The following is a 15,507-nucleotide window of genomic DNA, read 5'->3' as shown; positions in this document are numbered from 1 at the left end:
GGGGCAAACGCAGCAACGACCCCGAAGGCATGCGCAGGAAAGTGCTCGATGTCGCCGAAGCCGCGTTTCAGGCACGCGGCTACCATGCTTCCAGCCTTGGCGACCTGATGGCGGCGGCGGGCGTCAGCGGTGGCGCGCTGCATCATCATTTCCCGACCAAGAAGGCGCTGGCGCTGGCCGTCATCGAAGAGCGCGTGGCGGCGGCTGTCGACGAGACGTGGATCGCGCCGGTGCGGCGGGCGGCTTCGGCGCGCGAGGGCGTGCGTCAGGTGTTCGAGGCCGTTGCCGCGGAACTGGAACAGCAAGGTTTCGTGCGCGGCTGCCCGCTCAACAATCTGGCGCATGAGCTCTCGCTCGCCGATCCCGAATTCCGGATTGCGCTTGCCGGCATCTTTTCGGCGTGGCGCCAGGCGATCGCCGACAAGATCAGCGCCGATCAGCAGGAGGGCAGGGAGCAAGCCACGGATCCCCAGCATTTCGCGGTATTCGCGGTCGCCGCCTATTCCGGCGCCATGTCGATGGCCAAGACGGCGCAGGACGCCGGGCCGTTGCGCGATTGCCTTGCGGCGTTGGAGCGGTGCGCCTCGCAGGCCACATCACCGCAGCGCGAACCAGGCACGAGGCGACGCCGCCGGGTGCTGCCGCGGTTCGGCACGAGTTGAGGCAAGCTACAGGCTGGGCTGCGCGGCCGATGTCTCGACCAAACTGGACGGACAGACGCCGCGTGTGCTGAAATTCCGCCGATGATGAATCACTGGCCGCCAAAATTGCTTTCACGCCGCAGCTTTCTGATACAGGCCGCCGGTCTCGCCGCGACCGGTGCGCTTTCACATCCGGCACTCGGCCAGACCGGGCAGCGCGTCCAGGCCATCGACGCCACCTTCCTGTTCGTCGCCGATGTCCATGCCTGCCGCATGGCGAGCGGCCTGAGCCCCAATTGCCAGCAGGAAGGCAAGACGGACGCGGCGCTGCTGCGTAACGTCGCGGCGTTGAACGCCATCGGTGACAAGGACTGGCCGGCGCAGATCGACGGCATCGCCACGGGCCTGCGGTCGGCCGGCAGCTGCATCGGCACGCCGCTCGGCCTTGTCCTCGGCGGCGACATCACCGACGACGGCGGCGGCCAGATCACCGAACCCAGCGAGGGCACTCAGCTCCTGCAGTTCAGCCAGCGCTATCAGCAAGGCATGGGGCCCGACCGTGTGCATGTTCCGGTTTATGTCGGGCTCGGCAATCATGACCTCGACCAGAATGGCCCGCCGCACCATGTCGACTGGTATCGACGCGAAATGCGCGACTATGTCGAGGTCAATCACCGTGCCGGCGTGTTCTTCAAGCCGCCGGTGCCGGCCACCAGCTACGACGTCGACACCGACTGCTATTCATGGGACTGGGGCGGCCTGCATCTGGTGCAGACCCATCGCTTCGCCGGCGACAGCGGCCATGGCGCCGACAACAGCCTGCCCTGGCTCAAGCAGGATCTGGCGACCTATGCGGCGGACGGCCGCCCGGTCATCCTGTTCCAGCACTATGGTTGGGACGTTTTTTCGACCGAGCGATGGGACCCCGTCAAAAGAGCATTCGACGGAGACGGCAAGGGCGCGCCGCATTGGTGGAGCGATGCGGATCGCCAGGCATTGCTGGCGGCCTTGAAAGGCTACAACGTCATTGCTGTCTTCCACGGTCATCAGCACGAGGTGCCGATGATCTATCAGCGCGACGGTCTCGATCTCTTCAAGCCAAAGGCCGCCTATATGGGCGGCTTCGCCCTGGCCCGTGTCACCGGCGACAGCCTGGACGTCGTTCTGGGCGAAGCCAGCGACGATCATGGCGATGTGATTTTCACCAATGCCTTCTGCAAATCGTTGAGGACATGAAAAGGGCCGCTCGACGCGGCCCTTTTCACAGTTGTCAAAGCGATTTCTTGACCTTGTCCTTCACGTCGCCATAGGCCTTCTGCACCTTGCCGGTGGCTTTGTCGGCCGTGCCTTCCGCCTGCGTCTGCCTGTCGCCGGTCGCTTTGCCGGCGGCTTGCTTGACCGAGCCCTTTACCTGCTTGGCCACACCGGCGACCTGATCCTTGTTCACCATTTCGCATCTCCCGGGTTTGGTTCGCCTGAGCAAACGAGCCGGCGCGGTTTCGGTTCCAACGGTGGCTGCCCGTGCCGGCAAAACTGGTGCCTTTCGGTCGCCGGGCCGGCAAGCTAGGGTGCGAGTAACAATTCGAAGGGGGACACATGTCGGAATTCACGCTCCATATCGGCAACAAGTGCTTTTCGTCCTGGTCGCTCAGGCCCTGGGTGGCGATGCGGCACCTGGATATACCGTTCGAAGAAGGGTTCGTGCGGCTGCGCACGCCCGAAACCGCGGCCAACCTGGCGAAAGTGTCGCCGACCGGTCAGGTGCCCGTCTTGAATCACAAGGGCAGGATTGTCTGGGAAACCCTTGCCATCCTTGAATATCTCGCCGACCTGTTTCCGGACAAAAACCTCTGGCCGGCCGATATCGGCGCCCGGGCGCTGGCACGCGCGGCGGCGACCGAGATGCATTCCGGTTTTCGCGAGGTGCGCTATGGCTGGCCGATGAACCTGCGCCGGCCAAAGGCGCACAAGCCGCTCGATGCCGAAGGCGAGGCGCAGCGGACGCGCATCGAGGCGCTGTGGCGCGAATGCCGGGAGAAGTACGGCAAGGGCGGCCCGTTCCTGTTCGGCCATTTCACCGCCGCCGATGCCATGTATGCGCCCGTTGTCACCCGTTTCGACACCTATGGCGGGGATCTGGCGCCCGACACCAGGGCCTATGTCGATGCGGTTCTGGCAACGCCGGCCATGCGCCAATGGTATGCCGAAGCAGCCAGGGAGACATGGCCGGAGCCGGGACCGGACGAATAGGCTGATCGGTCCTGCGTGCAAGCCGAGGCAAGGGCCGTGATCGCCGGCGATCCCGTGTCGTGTTCGGGCCGTGGTTTTCACCACGAGATCCTGCCGCCGATCAGCTCGATCCTGTAGGACCTTTGCACCCGATCGCGGTGCTGCTTGCCATCTCGGGAGAACTCATCGCGAAGTGGAACAGGGCATGGAATCCCGCCATGCAGTCGGCGAGGAAACGATCGAAGGCCGCGACGAGACGTGGTTCGAGGGTGACGCTGGCCTTCGACAATCCAAGCAGTCCTTCCTGTTCGGCATCCCGCAGCAGCCGGCGGACATGTGTCCGCGAGATGCCAAACCGTTTCGCGAGGTCGCTGAAGTCCAGAGCGGCTGGGCCCGCGGCGGCCCCGGTCTGCACCAGCTTGATCAACACCATCATCCCGGCATCCCTGTTCATGATGAAGGTGATCGCCGGATTGTTTGCCAGCAGCTTCACCGCGTCTCCAAGACCGGGGCGGCTCGCGCGCCTCACGGCAGTCCTGAATATCGGATCGCGCCGCATCGGCGGTGCGTAGCCGCAGCCAGGAAACATCACGGCCAGCGGCGAATAATAGACCCTGACCCAATCGAGGTCGTGCGCGACCATTTTTTCGGTGGGCACCAAGAGGCGCACGCGCCTGTCCGCGGCAACTTCATGGCGGGACAGAAAGCCTGTCTCGACGAACCTTGCGACGATCGTCTCGATGTTGCGGCGGCTCGATACGCCATAGGGGGCCATCACCTCCTGCACGAGGGCGATCGTGGGCCAGGTCGAACGGTCGGTCGGGTCGTGCGCGGCATCCAGGACGAGCGTGTTGAAGAACACCGCCGAGCGCTGGGTCGCGGCGAGCAGCCGGCTGAGAAATGGATTGTTCTCGTAAAGGCCGAGCATGCCTTCGATCCAGACGGCGCGTGCCTCGGCGAAGGCCTGATGCGCGAGGATCTCGTCTGGCGAATGAAAGCGAAGCTCTTGCTGGATCATGCGATGCCATCCACGCCGGTTGTTACCGATACGACTGCGCCAAAATGTAGGGCACTCGTCGTCCCCGACGACCCGGCTTTACCCACATAGCCGATCGCGTCAACAACACACGTGCAGGTAGTGGCTCAGATGCGACACCCGCGAGCGCTTCGAAATACACGCAAAAGAGTCCGTTCTCGCGCGAGCCATGCCGATGCATGAATCGAGCCGGCGTTTGAAGTTTTTTGAGTATGCAAAGCCGGGGGCCAAATGAACTGCAAGATCGAAAGGTATGCGCGCCCGACGGTCGCGGTTCGGGACCACCTTCTAATGACCATCGCCTGCGGCGTCGTCATGGCATCGCTGTTCACCGCTTCCGCGCATGCCGACGATGGTGGCAGCGGCGGTCTGATCTTCGGGAACGGCGGCATAGGTGGCGCTAGCGGCAATGACGGGGCAAGCGGCTCCGGCGGCAATGGCGCTGGCGGCGGTACGGTTATCGATGCCGGTGGTGGCGATGGTGGCAATTCCGGCGTGGCAACGAGCGGCGGCGCGGGCGGTGTCGGTTACTCCGGTGCCGCTGGCACGGATGGCACCGGCTTCGGCGGCGGTGGCGGCGGTGCGGCGGGCAGCAGCGCGGGCGGCGCCGGCGGTGCCGGCGACGGTGGCACGCCTGGCGGCCTCGGAGGCACCGCCGGCAGTGCCAACGGCAAGCCGGGATCGAACGGCAACAGCGGCGACGAGACGGCCGGCGGCGGCGGCGGTGGCGGCTTCGACGGCAACGGCGTTGTCGCTGCGGGTAATGGGGGCAATGGCGGCAAGGGCGGCAACCGCTATTCCGACGGCGGCACAGGCGGCGGTGGTGGCGGCGCTGGAGGCGCCGGGCGCGAGTTCGTTGCTCCCGGCAGCACGTTCACGAACGCCGCCGTGTCGGCGGCGGGCGGCATCGGCGGGAATGGCGGCAACGGCGGCGCTGCCTATCCGACCGCCCAGACAGCCACGGGCGGAACCGGCGGCATGGGCGGTAGCGGTGGCGCCGGCCTGTTGTTTTCAGGGCCCGGCGCATCCTTCACCAATCAGGTCGCCGGCAGCGTTACCGGAGCCAGGGGCGGCGCCGGCGGGATTGGCGGGCAAGGCGGGCCTACATTCAATACGGGCACAGTGACGGGTATCGGCGGCAATGGCGGCTCCGGCGGCTCCGGCGGCGCCGGCGTCCTGTTCTCGAACGCCAACGCCACGCTGCTCAATGGCGGCGCAATCACCGGCGGGGCCGGAGGGACAGGCGGACAGGCCTCATCCGGCGTTCCGGGCTCTAACGGCGGCAACGTTGTTCTGAAGGCGTTCACCGGCACCGGCGGCACCGGAGGCACCGGAGGCACCGGGGCAATTTTCGCCGGGGGCAGTCTTGGGACCAGCACCGGCAGCATCACGGGTGGTGCGGGAGGCATAGGCGGCGCCGCGACGACACCGAATCTTGGCGGTAAGGGCGGCACCGGCGGCACAGGCGGCACCGGCCTGCAGGTTGCGGCCGGCGTCACCATCGCAATTTCCGGCCAGGTTAGCGGCGGCGTCGGCGGCGCCGGCGGGCGTAGCAACGGCTTCGCTACATCGGTCGGCGGCTCAGGCGGAACGGGCGGCGCCGGCATCGTTGGGCAAGGCGCAAACCTTCGCATCGGCGCCGGCGGCTCGGTCCAGGGCGGCTCCGGTGGCGCGCCCACAACCGGGGGAACGAACGGCGCGGATGGCGGCGGCGGAGTCGCCATCACCGGCGGTTCCTTGGCGATCGTCAACGCCGGCACCATCACCGGCGGTTTTGCCAGAAACGGCGTGACACAGACCAGCGCCATCCAGTTCACCGGTGGCGTCAACAGCCTTACCCTCGCCTCCACATCCGTCATCAGTGGCCGCGTCGTCGCCTTTTCGACTGCCGATACTTTCGCGCTGGGCGGCGACACCGACGGCACGTTCAATGTCTCGGCCATCGGCGCGTCGGCGCAGTATCGCGGCTTCGGCATCTATCAGAAGACCGGCACCGGTACCTGGATGCTCACCGGCACGACGACGGCACTGACACCGTGGACCATCAGCCAGGGCACGCTCTCGATCTCGCAGGACGCCAATCTCGGTGCGATCGCCGGTGGAGTGACCCTCGACGGCGGCACGCTGGCCACGACCGCGAGCTTCGCGACCAATCGCGACATCGTGCTTGGCGCCGGCGGCGGCAGCTTTGCGCCCGGCGCGAACACCACGCTCACAGTTGACGGCGTGATCTCCGGAAATGGTGCATTGACGATGCTGGGGCCGGGCACGCTCACGCTGTCGGGTGCAAACACCTACACGGGCCTTACGACGGTAAGTGCCGGCACGCTTGCGCTCGCGGCCAGTGGACGCATTGTCGGCGGTGTCGACAACGCCGCGACTTTCACCAGCGCTGGGGCCGTCTCCGGCGGCTTTGCCAACAGCGGCACGGTCACCGCGACCGCCGGCTCGATCGACGGCGTGATCGCCAACAACGCCGGCATCTTCAATGTCACCGGAGCGGTGACCGGCAATTCGACCTTCGTCAACGCCAGTGGTGCGACACTCGCGATCGGCACGGCCGGCAACTACACGCTGCAGGGCAAACTTTCCAACTCGGGTTCGCTCACCGTGGCAGCAGGTGGAGAGCTGACCGCGACCGCTGCCGGCATCGTCAACGCGGCGACCGGCTCGATCGAGGTGGCAGCCGGCGGCACGCTCTCGGGACTTGTCGTCAACAGCGGTACGCTGACCAATGCCGGCGCGCTGAAGGACGGGCTGATCAACAATGCCGGCGTGGCCATCAACAACGGCGGCATCGCGGGGCTGACCACGCTCAATGGCGGGACGCTGAGCGGCACCGGCAGCGCCGCCGATATCAACGTCACCGGCGGCACGTTCGCGCCTGGCGATGGCACGCCGGGCTCGTCGATGACAGTGTCGGGATCGCTGACCATGACTGCAGCGGCGACATACCGCGTCGATCTCGATCCGCAGACGGCTTCGGCGGCCAATGTCGGCGGCGCTGCCGCGCTCGGCGGGGCAACGGTTGACGCGGTCTACGCAAACGGCGGTTACATCGAGCGCCGCTACGTCATCCTGACGGCCGATGGCGGCGTGACCGGCATTTTCGGCACCTTGAGCGATGCAAACCTGCCGCGGAACTTTTCTGCTTCGCTCGGCTACGACGCAAACCACGCCTATCTCGACCTCAGTCTGGCCTTCGCGCCAGGCGGCCTCAATCAGAACCAGCAGGCTGTCGCCGACACGCTGACTGGCTATTTCAACATCAACGGCGGCATTCCGGCCGCTTTCGGCACACTCTCGCCCGCCGGGTTGACCGAAGTCTCGGGCGAACTCGCCACCCGCACGCAGCAGACGACTTTCAACGCCATGGATCTGTTCCTGTCGCTGCTCACCGACCCCGCCATTGCTGGTCGTGGCGGGCTGTCAGCCACGGGCATGGAGGCCGGCGACGTGCCTGCGCTAGCTTATGCCGACGAGGCGGCGGGGCCACCCGCGCAGGCTTTCGCGGCGGCGTCATCGGAGCCGCGTCGGAGCATGTGGACGGCCGGCTTCGGTGGATCGCAGGCCAGCGACGGCGATACGGCGCTTGGCTCCAACGCTGCTCATGACAATATCCACGGAGCTGCCTTCGGAGGCGACTACTGGCTGTCGCCGGATACGGTCGCCGGCTTTGCGTTGGCCGGCGGCGGCACCAGCTTCAGCGTCGACAATGGCGGCTCCGGCCGCTCGGATCTGTTCCAGGCCGGTGCCTTCTTCCGCCACAATGCCGGGCCGGCCTACGTCACCGCTGCGCTGGCCTATGGCTGGCAGGATATCACCACCGACCGTACCATCGGGGGCGACCGGCTGCGGGCGCGCTTCGATGCCAACGCGTTCTCAGGCCGGCTGGAGGGCGGCTATCGCATGCCGACACCGTGGTTCGGGCTGACCCCTTATGCGGCCGGTCAGTTCACCAGCTTCGACCTGCCGGCTTACAGCGAGCAGGCAATTGCCGGCGCCGACACTTTCGGGCTTGGCTACAATGCGAAGAAGATCACCGCGACGCGCAGCGAAATCGGACTGCGGGCCGACAAATCCTGGCAGCTCGACGGCCCCATCTTGACGCTGCGGGGGCGTGCCGCCTGGGCTCACAATTTCGATCCGGATCGCAGCGTCTCCGCCACTTTCCAGACTTTGCCCGGAACCTTGTTTACGGTCGGCGGCGCTGCCGAGGCGCGCGACGCCGCGCTGACCAGCTTGTCGGCCGAGATGAGCTGGCACAACGGCCTTTCCCTTGCGGCGACCTTCGAAGGCGAGTTCTCCGACACCACGCGCAGCTACGCCGGCAAGGGCGTGCTGCGCTACAACTGGTGAGAGATCATCTTGTGGCGAACGGGCGGCTTGAATGAATGGGATCCGCTGCCCGTTGCAGCAAAATTTGACATCGTGCCGAAATGCCTCTACAAGCAAATCATCGATATTTGTTTGACTGACTTTTGTTATTCGCGCTTTTGAGCGCGCCTTTGACGAACTTCCCACATCAAAAATCGGGACAGACGGCGTTGTGCATCCGCATGACGGCGAACGAATATTTGCCATGGAAAGGGTTCGTCATGAGCACCGGCACGGTTAAGTGGTTCAACGCCACCAAAGGTTTTGGTTTTATTCAGCCTGACGACGGCTCCGCCGACGTTTTTGTCCACATCTCGGCCGTGGAACGCGCCGGCATGCGCGACATCGTCGAGGGCCAGAAGCTCGGCTACGAGATGGTCCGCGACAACAAGTCGGGCAAGATGTCGGCCGACCAGTTGAAGGCGGCCTGAAGAAAGAATTCAGCCGTCCCGGTGACCACGGATGTACTGGCACCGGTGAACGGCGAATTCGGGCGCATGGCCACGGGAACCTGAGTTTCCAAGGCCTTTGCCCATGAGGAGCCTGCTTGTGCGTCCATCTGGATGCGCGGCGCTCCAGGGAAGGTCAGGCGGTGCCTGGCCTTTTTCATTTTACGCTTGTTGCCGCCGAAAATGCGCTGCGCATCGGGCTGAACGTGCTAAGGGACGCTGCAGCATTGCCTTGTGCATGGTTCTGACCGAAGACCCGGTGTCCCCCTATCGGTGCCAGGCTCCTGACAGGAGAAAGATTTTGACCGCCCATTCGAAGACAGCCGTCGATCCGGCCGTGTCGCTGTTCAGCAAGACGCAGACCCAGTCGATGTCGCTTAACCGTATTATCTCCGAGCGCGACGCCGTCAGCCAGGCGCGGGAAGCCAAGACCGCGCGCCTGCGCGAACTGCGGCTGGAGAAGGAGGCCGACGAGATGGCCGCGGCCGCCGCGCTCGCGGCGCTGCCAAAACGAGCCGGAAAACGCTGATGGCCACCAAGCGCGTACCGCCGACGCCGATCGCGGCCGATGCGACCATCGCCGACATGGTCGAAACCCTGGACAAGCCGGTCGAATATGTCCGGCGCGTGCTGGAGAAACTCGAGCGCTGCAAGCGCGCCCATGGCGATGCCCAGGTGCGCGTCGGCGTGCGCGGCCGCGCCGAAGCCCCGAACTACCTGATCGAATATGTCCGCGAGGACAAAAAGACCCAGGAGCGGGTGACCTATCAGGACGCCGCCTACAGCGGCAGCACCCATCGTGAGCTGGCGCCGCATCACATCGCGGAAGCGAGGAACTGGTCGCCCGAGGAGATGAACATCACGGCGGTTTCGGCCCTGATCGGCCGCTTGCGCAATCCACGCGCGCCGTCGCGTTCCGACAACGAGGACTGACATGGCCATCAAATTCTCCGCCAAGGACCAGCCCGCGGCGCCGGTATCCGCCGCGAAGCCGGCCAAGCCGGCAGCCGCGCCGAAGGCCGCCGAGCCAGCGACCGATCTGTTCAAGTCGCCGGTCGACGCACCGAAGGGCAAGAAGAAGAAGTAGCGCCTTGCCGCCGGACGCCGATCGCAACCTTGCCACTCCGGGTCTGCCGGCCCCGGTGGCCACGTCCAGCCCTTCTGCCTTTGACTGCCAGAGTTGCGGGGCATGCTGTTCCTATTCGGCCGAATGGCCGCGCTTCTCCACCGAGGATGACGCGCAGCTCGACCGTATTCCTGAAAAATACGTGGCGGCCGACCTGTCCGGCATGCGCTGTGAGGGCGTGCGCTGTTCGGCCCTCTCCGGCGAAGTCGGCAAGTCGACCGCTTGCGGCATCTATGAATTGCGGCCGGATGTCTGCCGTGCCTGCATGCCCGGCGATGCTGAGTGCCTGATGGCGCGCAAGGCGCATGGGCTGCCTATAAGCTAGTGCCTCGCGGGGCAATGCGCCGCTTGCCGACATCCACGCCTCCCGGTACTTTGCTCTTCGCGGGCAGGGCTGTGGAGGATGGATTGAGCATCGAATTTCTGTTGACGTCGCTGATCGTCGTGGCTTCGCCCGGCACCGGCGTTCTCTACACGCTGAGCGCCGGGCTTTCGCGCGGTGCGCGTGCGTCGATCATCGCGGCCTTCGGCTGCACGCTGGGCATCATCCCGCATATGGCGGCCGCCATCACCGGCCTTGCGGCGCTGCTGCACACCAGTGCCGTCGCCTTCGAGACGTTGAAATATCTCGGCGTCGCCTATCTGCTCTACATGGCCTGGAACACGCTGAAGGAAAAGGGCGGCCTGAGCGTCGAGGACAATGTCGCGCCGCGCTCGGCCGGCAAGGTGATCGCCACCGGCATCCTCGTCAACGTGCTCAACCCGAAGCTGTCGATCTTCTTCTTTGCTTTCCTGCCGCAATTCGTCAGCACCACCGAACCCAACGCGCTGTCGAAGATGCTGGAGCTGAGCAGCGTGTTCATGCTGCTCACCTTTGTCGTGTTCGTCGGTTACGGCATTTTCGCCGCTTCGATCCGCAGCCATGTCGTGTCGCGGCCAATGGTGCTGACCTGGATGCGGCGGACCTTTGCCGGCGCCTTCGTCATGCTCGGCGCCAAGCTGGCGCTGGCCGACAGATGATCGACCCGGTTCAGCCCTTCACATAGCCCATAGCCTCGACGATCCGCCCGTCCGCGACGCGCATCAAATTGACGCCGCGCAGCGAATGGCCGTCGGCCATCCAGTAGCGCCAGCGGATCGTGGCGCGATCGCCAGCCACGAAAGTCTCCTCGAGATCGAATCGCGTGCCGGGTCCGGTGGCGATCGCCGACCATAGCTCCACGCACGCGGCCTTGCCCTCGCGGCGCGCGCCATCCGGGGCCGGTGTGGTGTTTTCGATCACGCAATCCTGCGCCACCAGATCGTTGAGTGACGAGGGATCATGACGCTGGAACACGTCGTTGAAGCGCCGCATGATTTCGGCCGTTGCGCCGGAACGGTTGGCCGCGGCCATGTCGATGATCAATTCCTGGGTCACTGGATTTTTCTCCTTCCTTTCATGGTGTTACGAGGTTTGCTTTCAGCGTGATCGTGGCCACGCCAGCCAGCGCCCGCGAGACGAGGCAGCCCGCCTTGGCCGACTGCGCCAGCCGCTCGAAGTCGTCGGGGCGAGCCCCGCGACATTCGCCTGCGTCTCCAACTCGATGCGGGTAATCGTCGGGCCGGCCGAGGTTGCGCCCAGATGCACCTTGGCGATCGTGTGGATATCGGTTGCGATATAACCTTCAGCGCCGAGCATGGCGGTGAGCGCCATCGAGAAGCAGCCGGCATGGGCGGCCGCGATCAGCTCTTCCGGATTGGTGCCGGGGCCGTTTTCGAAGCGTGACGGGAACGAGTAGGCGCCCTCGAAAGCGCCGCTGCCCAGCCTGAGCCGGCCGGATCCTTCCTTGAGTGTGCCGTGCCATTCGGCCGATGCGTCGCGAATTGTCATTGCTCTTTCTCCTGTGCTGATGATTCGAGTTCATGCGCCGGAACCACTTCCTCTCGCTGCCAGCCAACAGCGCATTGACCTTCTCAAAATATGTAGACCGATTTACATATTATGTAGACCGATTGTCATATTCGATGCAAGCCCTATAATGCGATTTCCTGACAGAGGCTGACATGGCGACAGACACACGCAACCGTATGATCGAGGCGACGGCACTGCTTTTGCGGCGGCGCGGCTATCACGGCACTTCGCTCAACGACATATTGAGCGCCAGCGGCGCGCCGCGAGGCTCGCTCTACTTCCATTTCCCCGGCGGCAAGGACCAGCTGGTCGTCGAGGTGACGCGCGACAGCGTCGACAAGGTGACGCAAAGACTGGGCGAGGCATTGTCCGCCGAGCGAGATCCGGCGGTGGCCGTCCATCATATCTATCAGGAGGTCGGACACATGCTCGAGGAGAACCAATTCACGCTAGGCTGCCCGATCGCACCCGTGGTCCTGGATTCGCCGACCGATGTGCCGGAGCTGGCTGAATTGTGCCGCTCCGCTTTCGAGCAGTGGATCGGCTTGCTCCGCGAGGCCTTCGTCAGGGCAGGGGTGCCCGAGCGCCGCGCGCGTGCTTTGGCGCTGCTGGTCGAATCGTCGCTGGAAGGGCTGATGGTGATCGCGCGCGCCACCCGCGACCGCGCCCCGCTACAGGCGGTGGCCGACGAGGTGGCGGCGCTTGTCGAACAGGCCGTGCTGGCCGGCAAGGTGGCACAGCGGGCGGAGAGTGCCGCGTAGATCAGTCTACAATTTCTTTGCGAGCGGCTGAAGCAAGGAAGGCCGAGCGCGTTTGTCCGCGCTCACGGGCAGCGGCATCGATGGCTTCGAGGAGGCCAAGGTCGAAGGACACGTTGATCCGCGTTGTCGAACCGCGATCGCGGATCAGCGGAATGACCGTCGTCATGGCTCCGTCGCGATCCTTAGCGAGTTCAGGATCGTCCATGATGGCGTCAAAGTCGCGAGGCGGCGGAACCGGATCGCCGTCGGCCTCCAGCATGCGGACATGGCCCGACAACGCCTCGACGGCATTGCGCACCGCTTCGTCGATCGTATCTCCGGCCGAGATGCAGCCGGGCATGTCCGGGAAGCTCACGCCGTAGATGCTGTCCGGCTCTTTGTGGATGAAGGCGATGTAGCGCAAGCTTCTCACTTTTGGTTCAGAAGACCCGCCTGCTTCAACAAAGCGCGCACGGTCCCTGTCGGTATGTCCTTACGCGGATGCGGAATTGTAACCTTGCCCGATTTCGTTGGGTGCTTGAAATGATGGTGAGAACCGGCGACGCCAATTCTGAACCAGCCATCAGCCTCCAGCAGTTTGATCAGGGCTCGGCTATCAGCTGCACTTCCCCGTGTAAGATAATACACACTCTGAGTGAAATCAACGCTTGCGAATGCCGTCAATCCATAGTCGCCCGACTATTCTAAGGGTCTGGTGAAACAAAAAGGGCGACCCGAGGGCCGCCCTTCCGTAAGCTCAGCGAGGTTGGCTGGATTAGAAATCCATGCCGCCCATGCCGCCCATGCCGCCGCCGCCCATGCCGCCAGGCATGCCGCCGCCAGCCGAGTCCTTCTTCGGAGCTTCGGCGATCATGGCTTCGGTGGTGACGAGCAGGCCGGCGACCGAGGCCGCGTCCTGGAGAGCCGTGCGCACGACCTTGACCGGATCGACGATACCCATGACGATCATGTCGCCATACTCGCCGGTCTGGGCGTTGTAACCGAAGGTCGCGCCCTTGTTCTCGAGGATCTTGCCGGCAACGATCGATGCTTCCGCACCGGCGTTGGCCGCGATCTGGCGGGCCGGAGCCTGCAGCGCGCGACGCACGATGTTGATGCCAGCGGCCTGATCGGCGTTGGCGCCGGTCGACTTGATGTTGGCCGAAGCGCGCAGCAGGGCAACGCCACCGCCGGCAACGATGCCTTCTTCCACGGCCGCGCGGGTCGCGTTGAGGGCGTCATCGACGCGGTCCTTCTTTTCCTTGACTTCGACTTCCGTCGCACCGCCGACGCGGATCACGGCAACGCCGCCGGCGAGCTTCGCCAGACGTTCCTGCAGCTTCTCCTTGTCGTAGTCCGAGGTGGTCTCCTCGATCTGCTGCTTGATCTGGGCAACGCGGCCCTGGATCTCGGCCTTCTTGCCGGCGCCGTCGACGATGGTGGTGTTCTCCTTGGAGATCGACACCTTCTTGGCGCGGCCGAGCATGTTGAGGCCGACGTTCTCGAGCTTGATGCCGAGGTCTTCCGAGATGACCTGGCCACCGGTGAGGATGGCGATGTCTTCCAGCATTGCCTTGCGGCGATCACCGAAGCCCGGCGCCTTGACGGCGGCGATCTTCAGGCCGCCACGCAGCTTATTGACGACCAGCGTGGCCAAAGCCTCGCCTTCGACGTCTTCCGAGATGATGAGCAGCGGCTTCGAGGTCTGCACGACGGCTTCGAGAACCGGCAGCATCGCCTGCAGGTTGGAGAGCTTCTTCTCGTGCAGGAGGATGTAGACGTCCTCGAGCTCAGCAACCATCTTGTCGGCGTTGGTGACGAAGTAGGGCGAGAGGTAGCCGCGGTCGAACTGCATGCCTTCGACGACTTCCAGCTCGGTCTCGGCGGTCTTGGCTTCCTCGACGGTGATGACGCCTTCGTTGCCGACCTTCTGCATCGCTTCCGCGATCATCTTGCCGACCGACTCGTCGCCATTGGCCGAGATCGTGCCGACCTGGGCGACTTCCTCGGAGGTCTTGATCTTCTTGGCGGCCTTGCCGAGAGCGGCGACCACTTCGGTGACGGCGAGATCGATGCCGCGCTTCAGGTCCATCGGGTTCATGCCGGCGGCAACCGACTTGTGGCCTTCCTGGACGATCGACTGCGCCAGAACGGTCGCGGTCGTGGTGCCGTCGCCGGCGATGTCGTTGGTCTTCGAAGCAACTTCGCGGACCATCTGCGCGCCCATGTTCTCGAACTTGTCCTCAAGCTCGATTTCCTTGGCGACGGTAACGCCGTCCTTGGTGATGCGCGGGGCGCCGAACGACTTGTCGATGACGACGTTGCGGCCCTTGGGGCCGAGCGTGACCTTCACCGCGTCGGCGAGGATGTTGACGCCGCGCAGCATGCGCTCACGGGCGTCGCGGGAGAATTTTACGTCTTTGGCAGCCATGTTTTAGCTCCTGGCAAGGGCTTGGGGTTAAGCCCGAATTCAGTTGACGATGAGGCCGATAATCAGCCGATGATGCCCATGATGTCGGATTCCTTCATGATCAGAAGGTCTTCGCCATTGAGCTTGACTTCGGTGCCCGACCACTTGCCGAACAGGATGCGGTCGCCCGCCTTGACGTCCAGCGGGACCAGCTTGCCAGCTTCGTCGCGGGCGCCGGAGCCGACGGCGATGATCTCGCCTTCCTGCGGCTTTTCCTTCGCCGTATCCGGGATGATGATCCCGCCGGCGGTCTTGGATTCGGATTCGACCCGGCGAACGACCACGCGGTCATGAAGCGGGCGGAACTTCGACTTTGCCATTTTTTCTTCCTCGAATGAGAACGGTGAGAACAGTTCCTCCGTCCGGCGATGCCGGACATGTGGTTAGCACTCACTAAAGGCGAGTGCTAACGTGGCGCTGAAATAGGCCGCCGACCTGCTAGAGTCAAGGCGCGCAGCAAGGCGCAATGGCGCGAAAGTTTTCCCATGCGGCATGTGGTTTTGAAAATTAGCCATTGCCCGGCGGCCACCTGGGCAGAAATTGGCTTG

At 64.6% G+C, this 15,507-nt stretch carries 19 protein-coding genes; 11 read left to right on the top strand and 8 right to left on the bottom strand.

Going from position 1 to position 15,507, the window contains the following annotated elements:
• Nucleotides 1–29: 29 nt before the first annotated feature.
• A complete protein-coding gene (locus tag FJ948_RS19510; RefSeq protein ID WP_181173721.1) occupies nucleotides 30–662 on the top strand; it encodes a TetR/AcrR family transcriptional regulator in 633 nt (210 codons plus the stop codon).
• 81 nt (nucleotides 663–743) lie between these two features.
• Nucleotides 744–1,877, top strand: a complete 1,134-nt coding sequence (locus FJ948_RS19505) for a metallophosphoesterase (protein WP_140707185.1) — start codon at nucleotides 744–746, stop codon at nucleotides 1,875–1,877.
• A gap of 34 nt (nucleotides 1,878–1,911) precedes the next feature.
• On the opposite strand, the gene FJ948_RS19500 is transcribed toward FJ948_RS19505, so the two are convergent.
• Nucleotides 1,912–2,091 carry a CsbD family protein gene (locus tag FJ948_RS19500; RefSeq protein ID WP_140707182.1) on the bottom strand — a complete coding sequence of 60 codons (180 nt, stop codon included), beginning with the start codon at nucleotides 2,089–2,091 and terminating at the stop codon, nucleotides 1,912–1,914.
• Nucleotides 2,092–2,237: 146 nt separating this feature from the next.
• Here FJ948_RS19500 and FJ948_RS19495 point away from each other — a divergent pair, with 146 nt between their 5' ends.
• Entirely contained in the window at nucleotides 2,238–2,891 is a 654-nt protein-coding gene (locus FJ948_RS19495; RefSeq protein ID WP_140707179.1) for a glutathione S-transferase family protein, read from the top strand.
• A gap of 100 nt (nucleotides 2,892–2,991) precedes the next feature.
• Here FJ948_RS19495 and FJ948_RS19490 read toward each other — a convergent pair whose 3' ends face one another.
• Nucleotides 2,992–3,888: a helix-turn-helix domain-containing protein gene (locus tag FJ948_RS19490; RefSeq protein WP_140707177.1), complete on the bottom strand. Its 897-nt coding sequence runs from the start codon at nucleotides 3,886–3,888 to the stop codon at nucleotides 2,992–2,994.
• Nucleotides 3,889–4,197: 309 nt separating this feature from the next.
• On the opposite strand from FJ948_RS19490, the gene FJ948_RS30915 reads away from it, so the two are divergent.
• The 7 genes from FJ948_RS30915 to FJ948_RS19455 all read left to right on the top strand — a co-directional run bounded on the left by FJ948_RS30915 (nucleotide 4,198) and on the right by FJ948_RS19455 (nucleotide 10,878).
• A complete protein-coding gene (locus tag FJ948_RS30915) occupies nucleotides 4,198–8,265 on the top strand; it encodes an autotransporter domain-containing protein (RefSeq protein ID WP_281405366.1) in 4,068 nt (1,355 codons plus the stop codon).
• Nucleotides 8,266–8,504: 239 nt separating this feature from the next.
• Nucleotides 8,505–8,714, top strand: coding sequence for a cold-shock protein (locus FJ948_RS19480; protein ID WP_010915421.1), 210 nt, complete (start codon nucleotides 8,505–8,507; stop codon nucleotides 8,712–8,714).
• Between the two features lie 319 nt (nucleotides 8,715–9,033).
• On the top strand, nucleotides 9,034–9,261 hold the full coding sequence (locus FJ948_RS19475; RefSeq protein ID WP_140707175.1) for a hypothetical protein: 228 nt from the start codon (nucleotides 9,034–9,036) through the stop codon (nucleotides 9,259–9,261).
• Entirely contained in the window at nucleotides 9,261–9,665 is a 405-nt protein-coding gene (locus FJ948_RS19470) for a hypothetical protein (protein ID WP_140707173.1), read from the top strand. The genes FJ948_RS19475 and FJ948_RS19470 overlap by 1 nt, the downstream gene beginning before the upstream one ends.
• 1 nt (nucleotide 9,666) lies before the next feature.
• Entirely contained in the window at nucleotides 9,667–9,819 is a 153-nt protein-coding gene (locus tag FJ948_RS19465; protein WP_140707171.1) for a hypothetical protein, read from the top strand.
• A gap of 4 nt (nucleotides 9,820–9,823) precedes the next feature.
• Nucleotides 9,824–10,183: a YkgJ family cysteine cluster protein gene (locus tag FJ948_RS19460; protein WP_140707169.1), complete on the top strand. Its 360-nt coding sequence runs from the start codon at nucleotides 9,824–9,826 to the stop codon at nucleotides 10,181–10,183.
• An 83-nt stretch (nucleotides 10,184–10,266) separates the two neighbouring features.
• A complete protein-coding gene (locus tag FJ948_RS19455) occupies nucleotides 10,267–10,878 on the top strand; it encodes a LysE family translocator (RefSeq protein WP_023766446.1) in 612 nt (203 codons plus the stop codon).
• A 10-nt stretch (nucleotides 10,879–10,888) separates the two neighbouring features.
• On the opposite strand, the gene FJ948_RS19450 is transcribed toward FJ948_RS19455, so the two are convergent.
• Nucleotides 10,889–11,275 carry a nuclear transport factor 2 family protein gene (locus tag FJ948_RS19450; protein WP_140707168.1) on the bottom strand — a complete coding sequence of 129 codons (387 nt, stop codon included), beginning with the start codon at nucleotides 11,273–11,275 and terminating at the stop codon, nucleotides 10,889–10,891.
• Between the two features lie 42 nt (nucleotides 11,276–11,317).
• Entirely contained in the window at nucleotides 11,318–11,728 is a 411-nt protein-coding gene (locus tag FJ948_RS19445) for an OsmC family peroxiredoxin (protein ID WP_246677550.1), read from the bottom strand.
• Between the two features lie 173 nt (nucleotides 11,729–11,901).
• Between FJ948_RS19445 and FJ948_RS19440 the strand changes: the two genes are divergently transcribed.
• Nucleotides 11,902–12,510, top strand: coding sequence for a TetR/AcrR family transcriptional regulator (locus FJ948_RS19440; protein WP_140707166.1), 609 nt, complete (start codon nucleotides 11,902–11,904; stop codon nucleotides 12,508–12,510).
• Nucleotide 12,511: 1 nt separating this feature from the next.
• On the opposite strand, the gene FJ948_RS19435 is transcribed toward FJ948_RS19440, so the two are convergent.
• The 4 genes from FJ948_RS19435 to groES all read right to left on the bottom strand — a co-directional run bounded on the left by FJ948_RS19435 (nucleotide 12,512) and on the right by groES (nucleotide 15,279).
• Complete coding sequence (locus FJ948_RS19435; protein WP_181173720.1) at nucleotides 12,512–12,913, bottom strand: type II toxin-antitoxin system HicB family antitoxin; 402 nt, start codon at nucleotides 12,911–12,913, stop codon at nucleotides 12,512–12,514.
• Between the two features lie 5 nt (nucleotides 12,914–12,918).
• Nucleotides 12,919–13,137, bottom strand: coding sequence for a type II toxin-antitoxin system HicA family toxin (locus FJ948_RS19430; protein ID WP_210242275.1), 219 nt, complete (start codon nucleotides 13,135–13,137; stop codon nucleotides 12,919–12,921).
• Nucleotides 13,138–13,264: 127 nt separating this feature from the next.
• Nucleotides 13,265–14,920, bottom strand: coding sequence for a chaperonin GroEL (groL, locus tag FJ948_RS19425; protein WP_140707162.1), 1,656 nt, complete (start codon nucleotides 14,918–14,920; stop codon nucleotides 13,265–13,267).
• A gap of 62 nt (nucleotides 14,921–14,982) precedes the next feature.
• Nucleotides 14,983–15,279, bottom strand: coding sequence for a co-chaperone GroES (gene groES / locus FJ948_RS19420; protein ID WP_006203049.1), 297 nt, complete (start codon nucleotides 15,277–15,279; stop codon nucleotides 14,983–14,985).
• Nucleotides 15,280–15,507: the final 228 nt, after the last annotated feature.

Source organism: Mesorhizobium sp. B2-3-12 (genome assembly GCF_006442205.1).
Lineage (GTDB): Bacteria > Pseudomonadota > Alphaproteobacteria > Rhizobiales > Rhizobiaceae > Mesorhizobium.
This window is presented reverse-complemented; position numbering and strand designations above follow the sequence as displayed.

Excerpts from the sequence above, each read along its gene's own strand:
- FJ948_RS19495 (WP_140707179.1), top strand. The coding sequence starts at position 2,238 with ATGTCGGAATTCACGCTCCATATCGGCAACAAGTGCTTTTCGTCCTGG.
- groES (WP_006203049.1), bottom strand. The coding sequence starts at position 15,279 with ATGGCAAAGTCGAAGTTCCGCCCGCTTCATGACCGCGTGGTCGTTCGC.
- FJ948_RS19490 (WP_140707177.1), bottom strand. The coding sequence starts at position 3,888 with ATGATCCAGCAAGAGCTTCGCTTTCATTCGCCAGACGAGATCCTCGCG.
- FJ948_RS19470 (WP_140707173.1), top strand. The coding sequence starts at position 9,261 with ATGGCCACCAAGCGCGTACCGCCGACGCCGATCGCGGCCGATGCGACC.
- groL (WP_140707162.1), bottom strand. The coding sequence starts at position 14,920 with ATGGCTGCCAAAGACGTAAAATTCTCCCGCGACGCCCGTGAGCGCATG.
- FJ948_RS19500 (WP_140707182.1), bottom strand. The coding sequence starts at position 2,091 with ATGGTGAACAAGGATCAGGTCGCCGGTGTGGCCAAGCAGGTAAAGGGC.
- FJ948_RS19505 (WP_140707185.1), top strand. The coding sequence starts at position 744 with ATGATGAATCACTGGCCGCCAAAATTGCTTTCACGCCGCAGCTTTCTG.
- FJ948_RS19465 (WP_140707171.1), top strand. The coding sequence starts at position 9,667 with ATGGCCATCAAATTCTCCGCCAAGGACCAGCCCGCGGCGCCGGTATCC.
- FJ948_RS19480 (WP_010915421.1), top strand. The coding sequence starts at position 8,505 with ATGAGCACCGGCACGGTTAAGTGGTTCAACGCCACCAAAGGTTTTGGT.
- FJ948_RS30915 (WP_281405366.1), top strand. The coding sequence starts at position 4,198 with ATGACCATCGCCTGCGGCGTCGTCATGGCATCGCTGTTCACCGCTTCC.
- FJ948_RS19510 (WP_181173721.1), top strand. The coding sequence starts at position 30 with ATGCGCAGGAAAGTGCTCGATGTCGCCGAAGCCGCGTTTCAGGCACGC.
- FJ948_RS19440 (WP_140707166.1), top strand. The coding sequence starts at position 11,902 with ATGGCGACAGACACACGCAACCGTATGATCGAGGCGACGGCACTGCTT.
- FJ948_RS19445 (WP_246677550.1), bottom strand. The coding sequence starts at position 11,728 with ATGACAATTCGCGACGCATCGGCCGAATGGCACGGCACACTCAAGGAA.